Origin of the sequence: Marivita sp. S6314 (assembly GCF_023015985.1) — a bacterium.
In the GTDB taxonomy this organism is placed as follows: Bacteria; Pseudomonadota; Alphaproteobacteria; order Rhodobacterales; family Rhodobacteraceae; genus Marivita.
This window is the reverse complement of sequence record NZ_JALKAO010000007.1, coordinates 47857-68178: the sequence shown is the minus strand read 5'-3', so window position 1 is coordinate 68178 and position 20322 is coordinate 47857. Positions and strand designations below refer to the sequence as shown.

General features: G+C 60.9%; 24 protein-coding genes. 14 read left to right on the top strand and 10 right to left on the bottom strand.

Features of this window, described 5'->3' with window-relative positions:
• The first annotated feature begins 38 nt into the window (after window positions 1-38).
• Both MWU54_RS16605 and MWU54_RS16600 read left to right on the top strand, forming a co-directional pair.
• The gene (locus tag MWU54_RS16605) at window positions 39-881 is read left to right on the top strand and encodes a TIGR00730 family Rossman fold protein (RefSeq protein ID WP_247085975.1); all 843 of its coding nucleotides are present in this window, start codon (window positions 39-41) and stop codon (window positions 879-881) included.
• A gap of 98 nt (window positions 882-979) precedes the next feature.
• On the top strand, window positions 980-2002 hold the full coding sequence (locus MWU54_RS16600; RefSeq protein WP_247085973.1) for an aspartate-semialdehyde dehydrogenase: 1023 nt from the start codon (window positions 980-982) through the stop codon (window positions 2000-2002).
• 34 nt (window positions 2003-2036) lie between these two features.
• Here MWU54_RS16600 and MWU54_RS16595 read toward each other — a convergent pair whose 3' ends face one another.
• A complete protein-coding gene (locus tag MWU54_RS16595) occupies window positions 2037-3086 on the bottom strand; it encodes an acyltransferase (protein WP_247085971.1) in 1050 nt (349 codons plus the stop codon).
• 217 nt (window positions 3087-3303) lie between these two features.
• Here MWU54_RS16595 and MWU54_RS16590 point away from each other — a divergent pair, with 217 nt between their 5' ends.
• Window positions 3304-3630: a hypothetical protein gene (locus tag MWU54_RS16590; protein ID WP_247085968.1), complete on the top strand. Its 327-nt coding sequence runs from the start codon at window positions 3304-3306 to the stop codon at window positions 3628-3630.
• Here MWU54_RS16590 and MWU54_RS16585 read toward each other — a convergent pair whose 3' ends face one another.
• Window positions 3631-4281, bottom strand: a complete 651-nt coding sequence (locus MWU54_RS16585; RefSeq protein WP_247085966.1) for a carbonic anhydrase — start codon at window positions 4279-4281, stop codon at window positions 3631-3633.
• Window positions 4282-4427: 146 nt separating this feature from the next.
• Between MWU54_RS16585 and MWU54_RS16580 the strand changes: the two genes are divergently transcribed.
• Genes MWU54_RS16580 through MWU54_RS16565 form a run of 4 tightly spaced genes read left to right on the top strand, consistent with a single transcriptional unit; the run spans window position 4428 to window position 8400 of the window.
• Entirely contained in the window at window positions 4428-4811 is a 384-nt protein-coding gene (locus MWU54_RS16580; RefSeq protein WP_247085964.1) for a hypothetical protein, read from the top strand.
• 60 nt (window positions 4812-4871) lie between these two features.
• On the top strand, window positions 4872-6257 hold the full coding sequence (locus MWU54_RS16575) for a leucyl aminopeptidase family protein (RefSeq protein WP_247085962.1): 1386 nt from the start codon (window positions 4872-4874) through the stop codon (window positions 6255-6257).
• Window positions 6254-7111 carry an NlpC/P60 family protein gene (locus MWU54_RS16570; RefSeq protein WP_247085960.1) on the top strand — a complete coding sequence of 286 codons (858 nt, stop codon included), beginning with the start codon at window positions 6254-6256 and terminating at the stop codon, window positions 7109-7111. The genes MWU54_RS16575 and MWU54_RS16570 overlap by 4 nt, the downstream gene beginning before the upstream one ends.
• Before the next feature lie 41 nt (window positions 7112-7152).
• Window positions 7153-8400: an MFS transporter gene (locus MWU54_RS16565; protein ID WP_247085957.1), complete on the top strand. Its 1248-nt coding sequence runs from the start codon at window positions 7153-7155 to the stop codon at window positions 8398-8400.
• An 80-nt stretch (window positions 8401-8480) separates the two neighbouring features.
• On the opposite strand, the gene MWU54_RS16560 is transcribed toward MWU54_RS16565, so the two are convergent.
• From MWU54_RS16560 to MWU54_RS16540, 5 genes are read right to left on the bottom strand one after another with little or no spacing between them, the layout of a single operon-like run.
• Window positions 8481-9401 (bottom strand): ornithine cyclodeaminase, encoded by a 921-nt coding sequence (locus MWU54_RS16560; RefSeq protein ID WP_247085954.1) that lies wholly within the window; start codon window positions 9399-9401, stop codon window positions 8481-8483.
• A complete protein-coding gene (locus tag MWU54_RS16555) occupies window positions 9398-10000 on the bottom strand; it encodes an HAD family phosphatase (protein WP_247085952.1) in 603 nt (200 codons plus the stop codon). Before MWU54_RS16555 ends, MWU54_RS16560 begins: the two co-directional genes overlap by 4 nt.
• On the bottom strand, window positions 9990-10448 hold the full coding sequence (locus MWU54_RS16550; protein WP_247085949.1) for a YaiI/YqxD family protein: 459 nt from the start codon (window positions 10446-10448) through the stop codon (window positions 9990-9992). Before MWU54_RS16550 ends, MWU54_RS16555 begins: the two co-directional genes overlap by 11 nt.
• The gene (gene fghA, locus MWU54_RS16545) at window positions 10445-11275 is read right to left on the bottom strand and encodes an S-formylglutathione hydrolase (protein ID WP_247085947.1); all 831 of its coding nucleotides are present in this window, start codon (window positions 11273-11275) and stop codon (window positions 10445-10447) included. The genes MWU54_RS16550 and fghA overlap by 4 nt, the downstream gene beginning before the upstream one ends.
• A gap of 9 nt (window positions 11276-11284) precedes the next feature.
• The gene (locus MWU54_RS16540) at window positions 11285-12211 is read right to left on the bottom strand and encodes an AEC family transporter (RefSeq protein WP_247085944.1); all 927 of its coding nucleotides are present in this window, start codon (window positions 12209-12211) and stop codon (window positions 11285-11287) included.
• 101 nt (window positions 12212-12312) lie between these two features.
• On the opposite strand from MWU54_RS16540, the gene MWU54_RS16535 reads away from it, so the two are divergent.
• The 3 genes from MWU54_RS16535 (at window position 12313) to rmuC (ending at window position 15554) form a co-directional block, all read left to right on the top strand.
• A complete protein-coding gene (locus tag MWU54_RS16535; RefSeq protein WP_247085942.1) occupies window positions 12313-12474 on the top strand; it encodes a hypothetical protein in 162 nt (53 codons plus the stop codon).
• 81 nt (window positions 12475-12555) lie between these two features.
• A complete protein-coding gene (mutL, locus tag MWU54_RS16530; RefSeq protein WP_247085940.1) occupies window positions 12556-14391 on the top strand; it encodes a DNA mismatch repair endonuclease MutL in 1836 nt (611 codons plus the stop codon).
• Entirely contained in the window at window positions 14388-15554 is a 1167-nt protein-coding gene (rmuC, locus tag MWU54_RS16525; RefSeq protein ID WP_247085938.1) for a DNA recombination protein RmuC, read from the top strand. Before mutL ends, rmuC begins: the two co-directional genes overlap by 4 nt.
• Before the next feature lie 96 nt (window positions 15555-15650).
• Here rmuC and MWU54_RS16520 read toward each other — a convergent pair whose 3' ends face one another.
• Window positions 15651-16832 (bottom strand): phytanoyl-CoA dioxygenase family protein, encoded by a 1182-nt coding sequence (locus MWU54_RS16520; RefSeq protein WP_247085936.1) that lies wholly within the window; start codon window positions 16830-16832, stop codon window positions 15651-15653.
• Window positions 16833-17013: 181 nt separating this feature from the next.
• Between MWU54_RS16520 and MWU54_RS16515 the strand changes: the two genes are divergently transcribed.
• The 3 genes from MWU54_RS16515 (at window position 17014) to MWU54_RS16505 (ending at window position 18351) form a co-directional block, all read left to right on the top strand.
• Window positions 17014-17472 (top strand): DUF6173 family protein, encoded by a 459-nt coding sequence (locus tag MWU54_RS16515; RefSeq protein ID WP_247086156.1) that lies wholly within the window; start codon window positions 17014-17016, stop codon window positions 17470-17472.
• Between the two features lie 88 nt (window positions 17473-17560).
• Complete coding sequence (locus MWU54_RS16510; protein WP_247085934.1) at window positions 17561-17695, top strand: aa3-type cytochrome c oxidase subunit IV; 135 nt, start codon at window positions 17561-17563, stop codon at window positions 17693-17695.
• A 26-nt stretch (window positions 17696-17721) separates the two neighbouring features.
• Window positions 17722-18351, top strand: coding sequence for a hypothetical protein (locus tag MWU54_RS16505; protein ID WP_247085932.1), 630 nt, complete (start codon window positions 17722-17724; stop codon window positions 18349-18351).
• 3 nt (window positions 18352-18354) lie between these two features.
• On the opposite strand, the gene MWU54_RS16500 is transcribed toward MWU54_RS16505, so the two are convergent.
• Both MWU54_RS16500 and MWU54_RS16495 read right to left on the bottom strand, forming a co-directional pair.
• Complete coding sequence (locus tag MWU54_RS16500; protein ID WP_247085931.1) at window positions 18355-18678, bottom strand: AzlD domain-containing protein; 324 nt, start codon at window positions 18676-18678, stop codon at window positions 18355-18357.
• Window positions 18675-19382, bottom strand: coding sequence for an AzlC family ABC transporter permease (locus MWU54_RS16495; protein WP_247085928.1), 708 nt, complete (start codon window positions 19380-19382; stop codon window positions 18675-18677). Before MWU54_RS16495 ends, MWU54_RS16500 begins: the two co-directional genes overlap by 4 nt.
• A gap of 61 nt (window positions 19383-19443) precedes the next feature.
• Here MWU54_RS16495 and MWU54_RS16490 point away from each other — a divergent pair, with 61 nt between their 5' ends.
• Entirely contained in the window at window positions 19444-20322 is an 879-nt protein-coding gene (locus tag MWU54_RS16490) for a formate dehydrogenase accessory sulfurtransferase FdhD (RefSeq protein WP_247085925.1), read from the top strand.

Below are 20322 nucleotides of genomic sequence, written 5' to 3'. Positions count from 1 at the left end.
TATAGGTCTGTCGAGACGCGAACAAGGAGCCGTTCCATATGAAAGACCACCGCACCAGCCCGTTCCGGGACGCCAAACTGGATCGCAGCACCGCGCGCGAGGTGCCGGATACGCCCCAGACACGGTCTCCGGCCTACCGACTGGCCTTTGCGGATGACGAATTCCTGTGCCGCGAGGATCTGCGCCCGGTGCGGTTGCAGCTTGAATTGCTGAAACCACAGCTTTTGCTGGACGAACACCAGATCGAAAGCACGATTGTGCTGTTCGGCGGGGCCCGTATTCCGCGTCCTGCGGACAAGGATCACGCGCGCACCGAAACGCTGGCCAAGCTGTCGCATTTCTATGACGAGGCGCGCAGTTTCGCCCGCCTGATGACGCGCAAATCGCTGGAAACGCAGAACCGTGAATTCGTGGTTGTCACCGGTGGAGGCCCCGGCGTGATGGAAGCGGGCAACCGCGGTGCGATGGACGAGGGGGGCAAATCCATCGGTCTCAATATCGTGCTGCCGCACGAACAGGCGCCGAACGAATATGTCACGCCCGAGCTGTGCTTCAACTTTCACTATTTCGCGATCCGCAAGATGCATTTCCTGATGCGTGCCCGCGCGATCTGCATCTTTCCCGGCGGGTTCGGGACGCTGGATGAAATGTTTGAATCCCTGACCCTGATCCAGACCGGGCGCATGGACCGTGTGCCGTTCCTGCTTTTTGGCAAGGCATTCTGGGACAGCATCATCAACTGGGACGCGTTGAAGGACGCGGGCACCATCAGCCCCGAAGACCTGGACCTGTTCCGCTTTGTCGAAACCGCGGAAGAGGCGGCCGAGATCATCGAGAACTGGGAACCCGCCCCGCCGCGCGACGGTATTCCCGGCAGATAGGCCAAAACGCCCCCTTTCGCACATGCAGCACCTGCTGTATGAGCCGCGCCAGTCCAGCCGCGTCACGACCGTTGGCTGGCCAGTGAAAGGAGAGCCACATGGGCTACAGAGTCGTTGTTGCCGGTGCCACCGGAAATGTGGGCCGCGAAATGCTGAATATCCTGGCCGAGCGCCAGTTCCCCGTAGACGAGATCGTCGCGCTTGCGTCGCGCCGGTCCCTGGGCACGGAGGTCAGCTTTGGCGACAAGACGCTGAAAACGCAGGATCTGGACACGTTCGACTTTACGGGTTGGGATTTTGCGCTGTTTGCCATTGGCTCTGACGCGACGAAGAAATACGCGCCCATCGCGGCCAAAGCGGGCTGTGTGGTGATCGATAACTCGTCGCTCTATCGCTATGACCCCGACGTGCCGCTGATCGTGCCGGAATGTAACGCCGATGCGATTCACGGCTATTCCAAGAAGAACATCATCGCGAACCCGAACTGTTCGACGGCGCAGATGGTTGTGGCCCTCAAGCCGTTGCATGACCGTGCGCGCATCAAGCGCGTTGTCGTCAGCACGTACCAGTCCGTCTCTGGTTCGGGCAAAGACGCGATTGACGAGCTGTGGGACCAGACGAAGGCGGTCTACAACCCGACAGCGGATTACGAGCGCAAGGTCTACACCAAGGACATCGCGTTCAACGTCATTCCGCATATCGACGTGTTCCTTGAAGATGGATCGACCAAGGAAGAATGGAAGATGGTCGCCGAGACGAAGAAAATCGTCGACCCATCCATCAAGGTCACAGCCACTTGCGTGCGCGTGCCGGTGTTTGTTGGCCATTCGGAATCGATCAACATCGAATTTGAAGATTTCCTCGACGAAGACGAAGCCCGCGATATCCTGCGTGAATCGCCGGGCATCATGGTGATCGACAAGCGCGAGGACGGTGGCTACGTCACGCCCAAGGAATGTGTGGGTGATTTCGCGACCTTCATCAGCCGCATCCGGCAGGACAGCACAATCGACAACGGCCTGAACCTCTGGTGTGTCTCTGACAACCTGCGCAAGGGCGCTGCCCTGAACGCGGTTCAGATCGCCGAAGTGCTGGGGCGTGAGGTTCTGAAAAAGGGCTGACCGGCCCCCGGTGCTGTCGCATCAAGCAACACTGTCACCCTCGTGCATCCAGCGCGAGGGTGTTTCGTTTGCGGCGCTGGCTTGTCCAGGCCTGGTAGGGGCGTTCGACCCAGACCGTCAAACCGTAGCTGATCACCGTGACCGAGATCAGCAGCGCCACCATCCAAAGCTGTGAGTGGTAAATGCTTTGCCCTGTCACAAGGGTGAACACGGTGCCGGCGATCGAAAAATACAAAAGATGCAGCAGATACAGAATGTAAGAGCTTTCGCCCCACGTCTCTAGCACCTCATGTCTGGCAAGGCTGAACCCCAGCGCGCCACACACAAGCAGCGCCGAAGGAAGACCGGCCGCGATCTCTCGGCCGAAGGGGCCGATGACAAAACCACCGGTGACAAGATACACCCCGACACCGGTGCCGCCCAGGATCAGAGCAGGCCAGCGGAATTGCCGGACCCGGTCCGGCGCGCTGAGAAACAGCATCGCAATCCAGATCCCAAGCAGGAATTCCAGCACTGCGGAATGCAGACCCAAAACAAGCCAGAGCGGTTTGGGATCGACGGCATGCAGGAACACCTGCGATGCAAGAATCCACGCCCCCATCGCCAGCACGAGGCGGTGTGTTCCGTTGCGACCAAAGAACGTGGCCGCAAACAGCGCGTAGAACAATAGCTCGATTGCCAGCGTCCAGGCGATAATGATCACGTGGTCCGGATAGGGCAGCAGCAGGTACGAGACAATGAGGCTTCGCAGGTCGGGCAACGCATCCGGTTGGCCAAGACCGTACGCCAGTGTTGTGGCGGCAAGCACGTACAGCGTCAGGATGGCCCAATAGGGGGGGACGATCCGCCAGAACCGGGCCTGTATAAAGTCGCGGCCCGACTGCGCCGGACGCAGCGTTGAGACGTAGAAGATGATAAACCCGCTGATGACAAAGAAGATGTCCACACCGATGGCACCGCCGTCAAAAACCTGGAACAGCCCCGGATCGCCGCCTTCGGCCAAGGACGCGCGTTGCAGGTGATGTCCCGCAACAAGCGTTGCGGCCACGCCACGCAGGACCTGGATGGTGGTAATCTTCGACACAACACGACACCTATGAACACCACCACCTGCCGCGACACTCATGGGTTTTCTTCGCCATAGTCAAGACATCCTGCGCTTACGTCACGCGGTGTCACGTATCGCAACTGTATGTTGCGTAAACTTCACACCCTCAATCACCGCACGCGACTGCCCCAATTCTGCCTCATTTGATTCGCAGGCTGTTTTTTGCGGGGGCATGTTTGTATAGGTGATAGAGATGACAGCGCAGACCGGGCCCATTGTGGCAGATCAATCCGTCAGTATGCCGACCCCGCTGGATAGCGAAACGGCGATGCTGTTGCGCACCGTGCTGCTTCCGCATTTTGAACACGCGACCAGTTGGGGCGACCTGTGCAAGCGGCTGGGGGCCAAAGGGTACGAGATCACGTTCCGTTTCGGGCATCTGGTGCTTGCCGATGAACAGGGCAAACCGGTGTGCACCGGCGCCATGATCGGATCGCCATTGTCGCGCCTTGCGGATCGGTTGGGGCGTCCGAAGTTGCGCAGCGATTGTGCCGGGTCAACCGCGACGCTGCAAAACTGATTACACCGGCTGGAAGGACCGCGAGGTCGGTTCGAAATATTCCAGGCCCCCTTCGCCGATATCCGTCCACAGGCCGTGCAATGTGAGGCTGTCATCCTTGACCGCTTCTGACACGAACGGGAACGTCATCAGGTTTTCTAAAGATACGATCACCGATTCCTTTTCCAGCGCGCGTACGGGATCTTCGGCTGTATTCGAGGCCGTCACCCGCTCGAACCCGGGGCGCAGGATATCCATCCAGCGGCCCACAAAGCTCGATTTTTCCTCTAGTTGCGGCGCATTGCCGGAACACATGTCATAACACCCCTGTACACCGCCACAGCTTGAATGCCCCAGCACAACCAGATGCGCGACCTTCAGCGCGGTCACCGCGTATTCAATCGCGGCGGACGTGCCGTGATGATCGCCGTCCGGTTCATAAGGCGGCACGAGGTTCGCGATATTGCGGTGGATAAAGAACTCACCCTGATCAGCGCCAAAGATCGACGTCACGTGGACGCGGCTGTCACAACAGGAAATCACCATCGCCCGGGGGCGTTGCCCTTCGGTGGCAAGCCGTTTGTACCAGGCCCGATTGTCTGAATAGGTGGTCGCCTTCCAGCCATGGTAACGCTGGATAAGATAAGAAGGCAGCGGCTTCGCGGCGTTCATGAATTCCTCCGCCTCGTCATACGTCATTCCATGCGGGATACGTCGAATTTGATCGGAATTCGAGAGAAAAACCGTCGCGGGAGTCACCGGATGGAAACCGATTGCTGCCAGAACCGCTTCAAGGTTGGGGTGAGAAAGGAAAAACGATGGTGGACCAAATCTCGGTTCTGCATCCGCATGATACCGCATATTTCGATGAAGACACGCTCAATGCGCTGAGTCGGGATCTGGGGCCAAACGTGGCTGAGAACATTCTGTGCCGCGCGCTTGAAGACATGGCATCGCGCCTGTCGCAGATCCGCGAACATTACACGCGGGCGGAAACGCCCGAATTGCGCAAATCCGTACGCGCGCTGATTCCAATCGCCGAACAGATCGGTTTGCCCTGTGTCGCGACCATCGCCGAAGACGTGGTGATCTGTGTGGATCGCGGCGAAGGGGTTGCACTGGCGGCCACGCTGTGCCGCCTGCTGCGCAGCGCGGAACTTGCCATTTCCTGTGCCGAAGTTGGAATGGACCTGTCGCTCTGATTTCCCTTGCAGCGGTCGGTCATCGGCGTACCCTTTGACCAAGCGACAAAGGGGATCTTCATGACCGTAGCACTTGCGCCTGCGGGCACAAAAGCTGTGCCACTTCACGTCCTTGGCAGTGACGACGTCGCGCTATGGGCCGGACAGCAAAGCGACAAAATCCGCACCTGGGTCGACGCAAGCGGCTTCAAAGGCGCGCTGGGATCGGCCTTGATGATCCCGAACGATCTGGGCCAACCCGAAGCGGCGTTGATCGGCTATGGCACGGCGGCAAAACGCAAGCGCAGCCGCTTTGCCCTTGCGGCGGCGCTGCCCAAACTGGCGCCGGGCACCTACCGCATCGCCAGTGGCGTGCCCGAGGATCAGCTGGAACAGGAAGTGCTGGGGTGGCTTCTGGCAAGCTATCAGTTCGACCGCTACAGCGACGCCAAGTCTGACATGGCGTCGCTGGTCGCGCCGGACGGTGTTGACGCGGACCGGATCAACACCCTCGCCGAAGCCGAATTTCTCACCCGCGACCTGATCAACACCCCGGCGTCAGATATGGGGCCGGATGAACTGGACGCCGCCGCCCGGGCCCTGGCTGACCAGCATGGTGCCACGATCTCGGTCATCACCGGCGACGCGCTGCTCGACCAGAATTTCCCGATGATCCACACGGTTGGGCGCGCCTCCAGCCGCGCGCCGCGCCTGATTGACATGACCTGGGGATCGCAAGGCCCGCACCTGACACTGGTTGGCAAGGGCGTGTGCTTTGACACCGGCGGACTCAACCTCAAACCCGGCGGGTCCATGGGTCTGATGAAAAAGGATATGGGCGGTGCCGCCAACGTGCTGGGGCTGGCCCATATGATCATGGCCTCAAACCTGCCCCTGCGTCTGCGTGTCTTGATTCCGGCGGTGGAAAACAGTGTCAGCAGCAACAGTTTCCGGCCGCAGGATATTCTCACCTCGCGCAAGGGCCTCACGGTCGAGATCAATAACACCGACGCCGAAGGGCGGCTTGTTCTGGCCGATGCCTTGTGCCTTGCTGCCGAGGAGGAGCCCAGCCTGATTGTCTCCATGGCGACCCTGACCGGTGCGGCCCGCGTTGCGGTGGGCCCTGACCTCGCCCCGTATTTCACCGATGATGACGTCATCGCCACCTCGCTTGACCTGTCGGCCCGTCGCGTTGCCGACCCGGTGTGGCGGATGCCGTTTCACGCCCCGTACGAAGAGATGATTGAACCGGGGATCGCGGATCTCGACAATGCGCCCAAGGGCGGCTTTGCCGGTGCAATCACGGCGGCACTTTTCCTGCGCCGCTTTGTGAAAGAAGACGACCGCTACGTGCATTTCGACATCTACGGCTGGCAGCCAACCGCAGCGCCCGGGCGTCCCAAGGGCGGCGCGTTGCAGGGCGCGCGGGCGTTGTTTGACGCCCTGCCGGACCTGCTCGACCTATGACCGACAGCCGATCGCTCTGGTCCAACGGCACCGTGGCCCATTCCAGCCTCAAGGGGCAGGTAACAGCCGAGACCTTCACCGACGGCACCGATCATCGTGTGACATGGCCACCGGTCGCCGCTTTGTGGCGCCGCCCCGGAGGCGCGCGTGACCGCGAAGTGCTGTGGGGACAGACCTTTTGCGTACTCGACGTCGCGCAGGGCTTTGCCTTCGGTTTCTCGCGCGCGGATGGCTATGCAGGTTATATCGAAGCACAGATGCTGGAACCGGTGGTGGCACCGCCCACCCACCGCGTGATCGCGCGCCAGACGATGGCGCTGTCCGAGCCGGATTTCAAAGCCACCCGCGCCGAACAGGTTGCCCTGTCCATCGGGTCAGAGGTGACGGTCACCGCCGCCACTGACCGATGGAGCACAATCCGGGGCGCACCGCATGACCTCTACATCCCGTCTGCCCACCTGTGTGAGATTGACAACGACGCAGACGATCCCGTCGCCGTGGCCGAAACGCTGCTGGGCACGCCCTATCTTTGGGGTGGCAATTCGGCCTTCGGGATCGACTGCTCGGGGCTTGTGCAGATGGCCTGCCGGGCCTGCAACATCCCGTGCCCCGGCGACAGCGATCAACAAGCCGCGTCCTTGGGTGAGACGATGCCGGAAGGCACGCCACCGCAACGGGGGGATGTGATGTTCTGGAAGGGCCATGTTGGCTGGGTCGCGGATGTAGACACCTTGCTGCACGCCAATGCGCATCACATGGCCGTCGTTTACGAGCCCTTGCAAGACGCCATCGCGCGCATCGCGGCGCAGGGGGATGGCCCTGTCACCCGACATGCCCGCTTGACGCTGCGCTGAAATCGCACCAAGCCTGCGGCTCGGAAAAAAACGGGTGCACCATGACCACGCAACACCAACCGCTTTTGACCCCGGTTCTGATCGCAGGATGCGTGATCATCGTCGTGTCGTTTGCGATCCGCGCAAGCTTTGGCGTGTTTCAGATCCCGATCGCCGAAGAATTTGGCTGGTTGCGGGCCGAATTCTCGCTCGCCATAGCGATTCAGAACCTCGCCTGGGGCATCGGCCAGCCGATTTTCGGGGCCATCGCCGAAAAGATCGGGGATCGCAAGGCCATCTTCCTCGGCGCGCTCACCTATGCCGCAGGGTTGGTCCTGTCGTCTTTTGCGGTGACACCGGAGGCGCATCAGGGGCTGGAAATTCTCGTGGGGTTCGGCATCGCGGGCACCGGCTTTGGCGTGATCCTCGCGGTTGTCGGGCGCGCGTCCAGCGATGAAAACCGCTCCATGAGCCTCGCGCTTGTGACAGCGGCGGGCAGCATCGGCCAGATTTTCGGCGCGCCCATTGCCGAATGGATGCTGGGCTTTCTGGCGTGGCAAACCGTGTTCCTGTGGTTTGCCGCCGCGATCCTTGGCGTCATGTGCATCCTGCCGATCATGCGGTCCCCGCAGCGCCCCGCCACCCGGGCCGAGCTTGAAGACAGCATGGGCACCGTCCTGATGCGCGCGTTTCGCGATCCGTCTTATGCGCTGATCTTTCTTGGCTTTTTCAGTTGTGGCTACCAGCTTGGGTTCATCACCGCCCATTTTCCCGCCTTTGTCACCGAACTGTGCGGCCCGATCCTGCCCGGCGGCGCGTTGCATGCCATCGGCATCACCACCACGTCGGCGCTGGGCGCGTTGGCGATCTCGATCATTGGTCTGGCCAATATCGTCGGCACCCTGACCGCCGGTTGGGCGGGCAGCCGCTGGCCCAAGAAATACCTGTTGTCGGGGATTTACGTCGCGCGCACGGTGGTCGGTGCGGTGTTTATCATGCTTCCGATCACGCCCGCATCCGTCATCCTGTTTTCTGCCGCCATGGGGTCGCTCTGGCTGGCCACTGTGCCGCTGACATCGGGCCTTGTGGCGCATATCTACGGTCTGCGCTACATGGGCACGCTTTACGGGATCATCTTTTTCAGCCACCAGCTGGGCAGCTTTATCGGCATCTGGCTTGGCGGGCGTCTTTATGACACCTACGGGGATTACACGCTGGTCTGGTGGATCGGTGTTGCCGTGGGGGCGTTCAGCGCCATCGTGCACCTGCCCATCCGGGAAAACCGGGCGCCTGTGCGAGGCGTTGCCTGACCTGTGTTCCCTGCCGGAAGACCTGGCGCAAGAGTTTCCAAGCATGGAAACTCGAAACGCGGCACCGCGTTTTCGCGCGGTCAGGACCGCGCGCGCCAACGCTCCAGGATGTAGCGACTGACCATCAGGTCCAGATGCGCGCCGCCCCCGTTTTTGAACAGCGTGATCTCGTCGTCAGAGCGCCGCACAAACGCGTTCAATTCATAGTACTCGGCCACGATATCCGTCTCCGAAATCACAGACCGCGCAATCGGGTCTTTCAGTTCGCCGATATGCCCCACGGTCGTGTCGCGCGAATCCACAAAGATCCGCGACCGCAACAAGGTGGCATCATCGGCCTCGCGCATATCCGGTCGATAGGCCCCGATCAGATCCACATGCGCCCCGGAACGCAGCCAATCTCCCTGCAAAACAGGTGTTGTCGACATGGTTGCGCAGGTCACGATATCCGCCTGTGCCACCGCCCCGGGCAAATCCGCAACCGCTGTCACATGCGGATGCGCGGCCGCCAGCGCGTCTGCGCGGGCCTGCGTCCGGTTCCAGATCTGGAACCGCGCCTCGGGAAACCCCGCTGAATAGGCCTCGACCAAAGACCGCGCGACCGTGCCGGCCCCGACGATCAGGATCACTTTGCTGTCCGCCCGTGCCAACCGCCGCGCCGCCAGCAAACTGTCGCCGGCGGTTTTCCACTTGGTCACAAGGTGGAAATCGACAATCGCCTCAAGCGTTCCATCGGTGTCCGAATAGAGAGACACCCCGCCATTGACCGCAGGCTTCTTGTGACGGGTGTTTCCCGGAAAGATCGTTGCGGATTTGACCGCCAGTCCCAGCCCGTCAATCCACGCGGCCCGGTTCAAAAGCGTGTCGTCGCCGCGATAGAGGAAGCTGTCCGCGATGTCCGCTTTGGGCAGATCATGACCCGCCGCAAGCGCCTCTGTCAGGCCCAGCCAGTCCAGCTGCGCCTCTCCTTCGTCAAACGGGATGATGTCTGGCAGGCTCATAACAGCCCCTCCTGTTCCAGCCGGGTCCGAAACCCGTCGGGCCCGTCAAATAGATGCCCTTGCCACCCCCGCGCCTCGGCTGCGGCGATGTTCTCGGGGCGGTCATCGGCGAAAAGCAGGCACGCAGGGGACACACCGCAATCCTCTTCCACGCGCCGGTAAATTTCCGCATCGGGCTTCATCACTCCCATGCGCCCCGACACGTATGCGCGGTCAAACAGCGTATAGAACGGGAATTTCGGCACCGACATGTCGAACGTCCCGCGCCCGTAATTGGTCAGGGCAAAGACCGGAACGCCCTTGGCCTTCAACGCAAGCAGCATTTCCACCGATGGCTCAATCACCGGGCCCACCATGTCCAGCCAGTTGTCGCGCCAGATCAGGATGTCGTCGGCCCAATCGGGATGCGCCCGCGCGCAATCCTGCACGATGGTGGCCAGATCGCCACCGCGGTCCACGCCTTCGTGCATGCCGTGCAGGTCCACCGCCGCGAACAGCGCCTTGCGTCGCGCCTCACCGATCTTGCTGTCGAAGAACCGCTCCGGGTTCCATTCCACCAGCACGTTGCCGATGTCGAACACCACCGCCTCAACCGCCATCTTTCAACGCCCCCCGCATTTCGCGTTCCAAGGCGTCCAGAAACCGCGACCGGTCTGCCTTGGAAAACGCCTTGCCACCGCCCTGCCGGAACGGGTCTGCCGCGCGCAAATCCGTCATCAGGTCCCGCGTTGCCAGAGCCTGCCCGACATTGCGTGCGTCCAGCCGTTCGCCATTATGCTTGAGCACCCGCGCCCCGGTTTCAACGCAGCGCGCAGCAAGCGGAATGTCCCCGGTGACAACCACGTCCCCCGGCCCGGCGCGATCTGCGATCCACATATCGGCGACGTCCGGTCCGTCGGGCACAACCACCACCTCGACAAACGGGTTCTGCGACGGGCGCAGCCCGCCATTCGCCACAAGATACATCTTTACCTTGTGGCGCGTCGCCACCCGCTCGGCCTCTTGTTTGACCGGGCAGGCATCCGCATCAATGAAGAGCCGGGTCACGACCCCAGGGCGTCAGCGTGAAACGCCATGTGATCGGCGATGAAGCTTTGCACAAAGAAGTACGAATGATCATACCCTTTTTGCATCCGGAACACGCCGTCCTGACGCCGCGCCGCCATCGCCTGCGACAGCTCTTCGGGTTTGAGCAACTCAAGGAACTGGTCGGATGCGCCCTGATCCACCAGGACAGGCCCGTCAAACCCGACCTCCCGCATCTGCAGGGTTGAATCATGCTTGGCCCAGGTCGTCTCATTATCACCCAGATACGCCGACAATTGCTTGCGGCCCCAGTCACTGCCCGACGGATGCGCAATCGGCGCAAAGGCAGATACCGATGCAAACCGCCCGGGGTGTGCCATCGCAAGTGTCAGCGCGCCATGTCCACCCATCGAATGTCCAGTGATCGCCTGACGGTCCAGATCAACGGCAAACTCCGCGCCGATCAACGCGGGCAATTCGGCTGACACATAGTCCCACATCTGGAAATGCGGCGCCCACGGGTCTTGCGTGGCGTTCACGTAAAACCCGGCGCCTTTACCCAGATCATAGGCTTCGTCATCGGCAACATCGTCGCCGCGCGGTGAGGTGTCAGGGAACACAACCGCCATGCCCAACTCTGCGGCAACGCCCTGCGCTGCTGCCTTGGTCATCGCGTTTTCATGGGTGCAGGTCAGGCCCGACAGGTACCACAGCACCGGCACCTTCTCGACCCGCGCCAAGGGCGGCAGGTAAAGCCCGAACGTCATGTCACACCCACACGCGTCAGAGCTGTGCGTGTAGACCCCCTGAACCCCATCAAAACAAACGTTTTCAGATACCGTTTCCATAAGCCCCTCTCAGACCAAAACCTGTGAAATCACAAACGACACTGTCACGATGCTCAGTGTTGTTGAAATCAGAATTGCCGCAGACACCCGCTGCGGCGCGACATTGTAGTGTTTCGCCAGAATGAACACGTTCCCGGCCACCGGCAAAGACGCGGCTGCCACAGCAACCCCTGCATTATAAGGGTCTGCCGGGAACAGGAAATACACCCCGACCGCCACCATCAGCGGGTGAATGACCAGTTTGCAAAAGCTCAGCCAGCCCGCGATGTGCAGACGCTCTGCCGATTTGCTGGCCAGAGATGCGCCAATCGCAAACAGCGCGCCGGGTGTGGCCGCAGCGCCAAGAATGGCCAGGAAATCGTTGATTGGTTTGGGGATCGGTGTGCCCGTGGCAGACACACAGAACCCCAGCACGATGGACACGATCATCGGGTTCTTCAGCAACCCGACACCGACCGTTTTGAAAATGCTCAGCGAGAGCGACCCTTCGCGCGACCCGACCACAAGGATGACGATCAACGATGAAAAGACGACGAGGTCGATGGCCAGGATGAGGATGATCGACCCAACCGCTGCTTCGCCCATCAGCAGCGCCAGCATCGGAATGCCCAGAAAGCCGGTGTTGCCAATCGCGGCGACCTGTCCTTCGAACCCGGCGCGCGCCACGTCCATGCCGCGCATGAACGCGACCGCCATGGCAAGGCCATAGACAAACGCGGTGCCCCACAGATATCCCGCTGCGATCCGCCAGTCGAAGATGTCAGCCAGCGACAGGTTGGCCGAGAAGCGAAAGATCATCGCCGACAGCGCGAAATAGAACACGAACTTGGTCAGATAGGCGGTGGCGTCTTCCGTGAAAAACCCGGTTTTGCCCGCGCCGTAACCGACGGCGATGATGGCAAAAAACGGAACAGTTTGAAGGAAGATTTCCAGCATAACGCCCGTGTTACCATGCAAAGAACCGGCGTCAATCTCGACAGGGTTCTGTTAACCACTTATATCTTAAGGTGGTGCAGTGAACTGTACGGGACATGCGGATGACACTTCAGGAACAATCCATCGCGGATGACAAGATGCGCGCTGAAATTGCCAAGCTGGTCGCGGAAACATCGGAAATCAACCAGAACATGAAATACCGTTTCTGGGTGCTGATGGCCGCGTATGCCAGCGCGATGGGTATTCTGTTCAAGTTTTTCTGACCTGTTGGGTGCGTGATTTCCCGCACCACGTCACACCAAACCCCATAGAAGAATCGCGCCACGCATGCTACATCTCGTGGCATGAATACCCATGCCCCCAAGATACGCGCCTCAATTCAACAGCTTGAGGAAAGCGCCATCAACCGCATTGCGGCGGGTGAGGTGGTGGAGCGCCCGGCCTCTGCGGTCAAGGAACTGGTCGAAAATGCCATCGACGCCGAAGCCACCCGCATTGACATCGCCATTGCGGATGGCGGCAAAACCCTGATCCGGGTCAGCGACGACGGCTGTGGCATTCCACCCGAAGAACTGCCTCTCGCGGTGTCGCGGCATGCGACCTCCAAGATCGACGGATCGGATCTTCTCAGCATTCACAGCTTTGGCTTTCGCGGCGAAGCGCTGGCGTCGCTTGGCGCAGTTGGACGGTTGAGCTTGACGAGTCGTACGGATCGTACGGATGCCGCCGAACTGAACGTCACCGGTGGCAAGGCCGAGCCGATCAAACCTGCAGCGCTGTCCAAAGGCACCGTTGTCACGCTGAGCAACCTCTTTTTCGCCACCCCCGCGCGCCTGAAATTCCTCCGTTCCGACCGGGCCGAGATGCAGGCGATCTCGGATGTCATCAAACGCCTCGCGATGGCTGAACCTTCGGTCAGCTTTACCCTGCGCGACGTGTCCGGCGGCGGCGAAGGCCGCGTCACCTTCCGCGCCGATGCGGTCACGGGCGATCTGTTCGACGCCTTGCGCGGACGGCTGGGTCAGGTCATGGGCCGCGAATTCATTGAAAACGCGGTGCAAATCGATGCCGAACGCGAAGGCATCCATCTGACCGGTCTTGCCGGATTGCCGACCTATTCCCGTGGTGCGGCTGTGGCGCAGTTCCTGTTCGTCAACGGACGCCCGGTGCGGGACAAGCTGCTGATCGGGGCGCTGCGTGGGGCCTATGCCGACTTCCTGAGCCGCGATCGTCACCCGGCGGTGGCTCTGTTCATCGACTGCGATCCGCACAAAGTGGATGTGAACGTCCACCCGGCGAAATCCGAAGTGCGGTTCCGCGAACCGGGGCTGGTGCGCGGGCTGATTGTGTCCGCCCTGCGGCATGCCCTGGCCGAAGCCGGGCACCGCGCGTCCACCACCGTGGCAGGGGCCACGCTTGGGGCGATGCGGCCAGAGCAACCGCAAAGCCCGCGTGTTTACCAGATGGACCGCCCGAGTGTCGCCGCGAAACACGCCGCGTATCAGGCGCAGGCGCCCGGTTTTGCCGAGATGCAGGACAGCTATTCTGGCCGGGTTGTCGAAGAGGTGTGTGACGAGGCAGATAGTGCCAAGTCTGATCCGCTCCCCCTTGGGGCGGCGCGGGGGCAAGTGCATGAAAACTATATTATTTCCCAAACCGAAGATGGCATCGTCATCGTCGATCAACACGCGGCGCATGAACGGTTGGTGTATGAAAAGCTGAAAACCCAGATGGCGGAAAACGGCGTTCCCGCGCAGGCACTGCTGATCCCGGATGTGGTGGAAATGAGCGACGCAGATTGTAGTCGGCTTTTGGAGAATGTTCAGGATTTGTCGCGTATGGGTTTGACGGTTGAACCGTTCGGGGCGGGCGCGGTGGTCGTGCGCGAAACCCCCGCGATATTGGGAGAGGTGAATGCCGATGCGCTGTTGCGCGACATTCTGGACGAATTGGACGATCAGGGGCAGGCAACCGCCGTACAGGACCGGATCGACGCGATCCTGTCCCGTGTCGCCTGCCACGGGTCCATTCGCTCGGGCCGCCAGATGCGGGCGGAAGAGATGAACGCATTGCTGCGCGAAATGGAAGCCACCCCGTATTCCGGCCAGTGCAACCATGGCCGTCCCACCTATGTGGAACTTAAGTTGAGCGACATTGAACGTTTGTTTGGCCGAACATGATCCAGATTGGTGACCTGACATTGAACCTGAGCGATCCGGTGGTGTTTCTTGCCCTCGGACTTGGTGCCTTGGTGCTTCTCCTTCTCGTGATGTCGTTGCTGTCTGCGCGTCGCGCCGCGAAACTTGCGGAACCCTTGGTGTACCAGCTTGCGCAGGTCGGGCAGCGGGTGCAATCGCTTGGCGAAGGGCAGGAACGTCTGTCAGGCGGGCTGCATCACGTCAGTGAGGCGCAGGCGCAAAGCCAGACCGCCATGCTGCAACTGATGGAGCGGCGGCTGGCAGAGGTGCAGGGCAAGATGACCGAGAACCTGCACGGTTCGGCCCAGCGCACCGCGCGATCCTTGGGTGAATTGCAGCAGCGGTTGCAGAGCATCGACAAGGCGCAGGATAATATCACCAAGCTGTCGGGCGACGTGCTGTCGCTTCAGGACATCTTGTCGAACAAACAGACGCGGGGGGCGTTCGGGGAAATCCAGCTGACGGATATCGTCGGCAAGGCGCTGCCCAAGGACAGCTACGATCTGCAAGCGACCCTGTCGAACGGCAAACGCGTGGATTGCCTGATCCACCTGCCAAACCCGCCGGGGCCGATTGCAATCGACAGCAAGTTTCCGTTGGAGGCCTACGAACAGTTGCGTCGGGCCGAGACGCAGGACCAGTTGACCCGCGCGGCGCAGCAGCTTCGGCTTTCGCTGCGAAAACATATCAAGGATATTTCGGAAAAGTACATCATCGAAGGGGAAACCGCGGATGGCGCGCTGATGTTCCTGCCGTCCGAGGCGGTTTATGCTGAACTCCACGCAAACTTTCCCGAAGTGGTGCGCGACGGGTTTGCGGCACGGGTCTGGATCGTGTCGCCGACCACCTGCATGGCGACGCTGAACACGATGCGCGCGATCCTGAAAGATGCGCGGATGCAGGAACAGGCGGGGGCGATCCGTAAGGAACTGGGTTTGCTTTATGCCGATGTGGACCGGTTGGGCACGCGGGTGGAAAACCTGGACAGGCATTTCGGGCAGGCGGCCAAGGATATCGCGGACATTAAGATCAGTGCCGACAAGGCGGGCCGCCGGGCGCGACGGTTGGACAACTTCGATTTCGAGGAATTGGCCAAGGACGCGCCTGCGCCCGTTGTTCACCTTGCCAAACAGCCGGGCGAATAGGGCAACAGATTGGTTTGGGCGCTGCCCGGTGTCGCCCGAAAGTGTTTCGCGCGCGAAACATTGGGTCCGAACCGGACCCTTTAACCCTTTGTTAACTTATGGACGCTGACGCTGCGCCATGGCGTTTAGACCCTCTGCAAATGCGTCTGCGCTCAGGCCTTCGTTCAACGCCCGCAGAAAGAATGCCTGCTGGGTTTCCGGCGCCAGCCCGCCCTTGGGGGGATCACGATCCAGATTGGTGGGAAACGCATAACTCTCAGCGGTGGCCGCAACGGATGCGCGCAGATCAAGGTCGTCCAGGCTTTGGGTTTGAACGGCGCGCAACGCGTGGGGGTACATCAAGGTGCACATCGCTTTGCGGTCAATCGATTCCATCGCGCGGCCAAATGCGGAGGAGACCTGCAACAGGTTCACCATCCGGTGAATGTCGGCGCTGTGGTTCGCCCCGGCGGCATGAAAGAGCGCCGGGTTAAAGAAGACGGCGTCCCCTTTGGACAGGGGGATTTGCACAAAATTGTCTTCAAACACCGCGCGGAAATCCTCGCGCCGCCATGCGGCGTACCCGGCGGCAAAGGCCTGTGAGAACGGCAGCAGTTTGGTTGGCCCGCTGTCCACCGGCATGTCGCAATGGGCAATCCCGCCCTGCAAGGTCAAAACCGGGGACAGCAGATGCACATGCGCGGGGTAGGTTGCGCTGATCTCGGAGGTTTGAAAACCAAGATGGTAATCGCGATGCGCCTGCTGCGCCGCGCCGCCGGGATGCACCACGTTCAACTGCGCCGTCATCTGGTAGTTCGGGCCCAGCCAAGCCTCGCACACGGCGGCGATTGCAGCATTGGCGAAGTAGCGCATGTGCACGTCTGGTGCGGCTTTGCACAGCTTTTGCAGCGTATTCCAGATCCGGTCATTGGCCCCGGCCGTCGCGAAATGATCCGCGCCACCCCCGGCGGTTTGCTTTTCCTGCGCGATGATCGTCTCGAAAATGGCCGAGGCTTCGTCGATGACGGTGGTCTCTGTATAGGCCCTTTTCAGAATTAGGGCTCCGGCGCCGTTCATCAGGACATCCGCCCATTCGGTCATCACCCTGCGCCGCGCCGCCGCGTCCATCAAAACGGGGCGCAGGGCGGGCGCGTCATAGACCGGGATATTCGCAAGGACGTCAGAGGCCATCGGCACATCTTCGGGGGCGGTATGTTGCGCGATCAGGCGTTTGAACGCGTCAAGATCACAGGCCTCGGGGTCGAAATACCCGGCCTGCTGAAACTGCTGGTCTTTCATGATGTCCCCTCCCCGATGGTATGTGAACGCTACCACGGAAAAAATCTTGCAGGGTAGCTTTGATCACATGCGCCCATACAACTGCGTGATCCGGCGCATTCCGCTCTCGGATATTCCGGTGAGTTTCGGTAAGAACGACATCAGGAATATGACGGCGATGCCGCAATTAAGGGGTTCGGGTATGGGTGAGGACATTCGCACAACAGCGGAATTTGCGGAAAGCGAAGCATTGCCACGGCACTTCGAAGCCCATGCCAAAGGCTGTGGTGAAAGCGGCAACAAACCCTTGCCCGAATCGGTGACCCGCAAACCGGTGCAACAGAAAAGCCCGGCGGAATGGGCGCATGAACGTCTGGTTCTGTATATCCAGAACTTTGAGCAGCAGCTTGATAACGAACATGAAGTGGCGATGGGCTTTGCCGGGAATGAAACCGGGGTGTTGCGGATCGAGGGGTTGGGATTTTTTGACCCCGATATCGTCACCTTTTACGGCACGGATGCCGCCGGTGGGCGGATGCAGTTGATCCAGCACGTGTCACAGCTCAACGTGGCATTGCGGGCGCTGCCGATTCCCAGACCCGAAGAACCGCCGCGCCGGATCGGCTTTCAACTTGCGGCGGAATTGGAACAGGCCGAGTGAACCGCGACACACTGCGCGCTTGGCATGGGTGACAGTGTCGGGCAAATCGGGTACCGACTCGCGAACAGAATTCTAAAGGATGTCAGACATGGCTGAACATAAACACGGCACAATGGACACGACGACACAGGAAAAAACCTTTGACGGGTTTATCCGGTGGAGCACACGTGTGGCACTGTTCTCGATCGGTGTTTTGATCTTCCTCGCGATCTTCAACTCCTGAGACCGCGTTTAATATTGGGACTGCGCATGACCTGTCTGACACGTGTGTTTGCCGGATTGGCATTGCTGGTTCTGGCCGGGTGCGGAGGCGGTGTGACCGACCTGCGCCCGGATGCCTCTCTCGAAGAGGTGAGCCGCGCGGCGTATTCCCATCCGGGGCCGCCCGCGTTGACGCTTTATACGATGATCAACAACCGGTCCGGGGCGGGCGCGCATACCAGCCTGATGATCAACGGATCGCAGCGGATCATCTTTGATCCGGCGGGTACGGTGCGGCTGAGTGCGGTGCCCGAGCGCGATGATGTGCTCTATGGTGTGACCCCCGGCGTCGCCGATTTCTATGCGCGGGCGCATGCGCGCGAAACGTATCACGTTGTCATCCAACGCGTGCAGGTGTCACCCGAGGTGGCCGAACGCGCGATGCGGTTGGCGATGTCGGCGGGGCCGGTGGCCTCGGCCCAGTGTTCGCTCAGCACCAGCGCCATCCTGCGGCAATTGCCGGGGTTCGAGAATATCGGATCGACCTGGTTTCCCAAGCGGCTGATGGATGATTTCGCGCAGATCCCCGGCGTGCAAACGACGAAGATCTTCGAGAATGACAGCGACGACAAGGCTGTCGCCATCGCGCAGTTCGAACAGGCGGTTGCGGGGCAGTGACCGTCAGGCCAGCAGGCTAAGCCCGATCAATACAGCCGCGCCGGTTCCCATTGCTGCGAAGACGTTTTTCGTCAGATACGCGACCACCAAGGTGGCAATCGCTGCCGTCAGGCGGGTGGGATCGGTTTCGCCATCTGTCGCGGCGGGCCAGACGACCAGCGGTGCGACCAACGCAGGCAGGATCGCAACGGCGGTATAGCGCAGGTGGCGCAAGAGCCACGGCGGAAGATCGCGGTCCCCGACGAGGCCCAGAAACGCAAAGCGCAGGCCGAAGCTGCCAATGCCCAACGCGATGATGATGATCCAAAGCTCGGGTGTGCCGGTCATAGCTTGATCCCCATGCGAACTTCGGCCTGTGCACCGGCCATCATGCCGCCAAGCCCCGCGATGATCAGGCCAAGGTTATAGGGCACCCAGGCACAGGCCAGCGCCAGGATCACCGACACAAGTGCGGCCACGCGATGCGCAGGCGTGCGCAGCATCGGGCCGATCATGGCGATAAAGGCGATGGGCAGCGCGAAATCGAGCCCAAGGCTGGGCGGTATGCTGCTGCCGAGCAGCGCGCCAAGCAGGGTGACCACGTACCACATCGGGCAGACGGGGCTCATGACCCCCATGAAATACGCGAATTTGCTGCCAATCGACTGGTCCGGGTCGCGTTCATATTCAAGGATGGACAGCGCATAGGTCTGATCCACCAGAAAATACGCCACGATCCCGCGTTTCCAAAGCGGCAGCGCGCCCAGATGCGGGGTGATTGCGGCGGAATACATCGCCATGCGCATGTTGACGGCCAGCGCCGATGCAATGATCACCAGTGTGGGCGCGTTTTCGTTCATCAGTTGCAGCGCGGTGAATTGCGCGGCCCCGGCGATGACGACGATGGAAAAGGCCATCGTCTCGGTCAGGTTCAGCCCGGCTTCGGTGGCCAGCACGCCGAAAAGCATGCCAAAAGGCCCGACAACGAAGAGAAACGGAAAGCCGTCTCTGACGCCGCGCCAGTAGCTTGACATTGGGCTGTGTCGCGCCATCACTGTCTCCTGTTGTCCGTGTCTGACCGGGCGTATCCCGAGCCGCAAGGAGTTGCAATAAATGCCGGAATCTGGCGATCACGACTATCTTATTGCGCCTGATCCGGCGGCGGTGCGGTTGACCCGGCGGGTTGTCGGCACCGATCACACTGGCGCTGCGACCGAGATCAGCGTTGTCGAGGAGCGCCCGCTGACGATTTTCCTGAACAGCCAGGAAATCGTGACGGCGATGACGATTGGCGATTATCCCGAATACCTTGCCGTCGGGTTCCTGCGCAATCAGGGCATGTTGCTGGATGATGATGTGGTCACGCGGGTCGAATATGACGAGGACCTCGAAGTCGTTGTGGTGCGGACCAAGCGGCAGACGACCTACGAGGAAAAGGTCAAGAAAAAGACGCGCACCAGTGGGTGCGCCGTGGGCACGGTGTTCGGCGACATGATGGAGGGGCTCGACAAGGTGGTTTTGCCGCAGGTCGAGTTGCGCACCTCGTGGCTCTATAGCCTTGCGCACAAGATCAACACGACGCCGTCGCTTTACCTTGAGGCGGGCGCGATCCACGGGACAGTCCTGTGTCAGGGCGACCGACCGCTGGTCTACATGGAGGACGTGGGGCGGCATAACGCGGTGGACAAGATTGCGGGCTGGATGTTTCAGGAAGGCGTCACTGCATCGGACAAGATGCTCTACACCACCGGGCGTCTGACCTCGGAAATGGTGATCAAGACGGCGCTGATGGGCATTCCGGTTCTGGCCTCGCGGTCCGGCTTTACCGCCTGGGGGGTCGAGATTGCGCGTCAGGTGGGTCTGACCTGCATTGGCCGGATGCGGGGCAAGCGGTTTGTATGCCTGTCTGGCGAAGACCGTCTAGTGCGCGACATGGATCCGGACACGGTGCCCGACGAAAGCAAGAAACACCGCAGAAAGAGCGCGGAATGA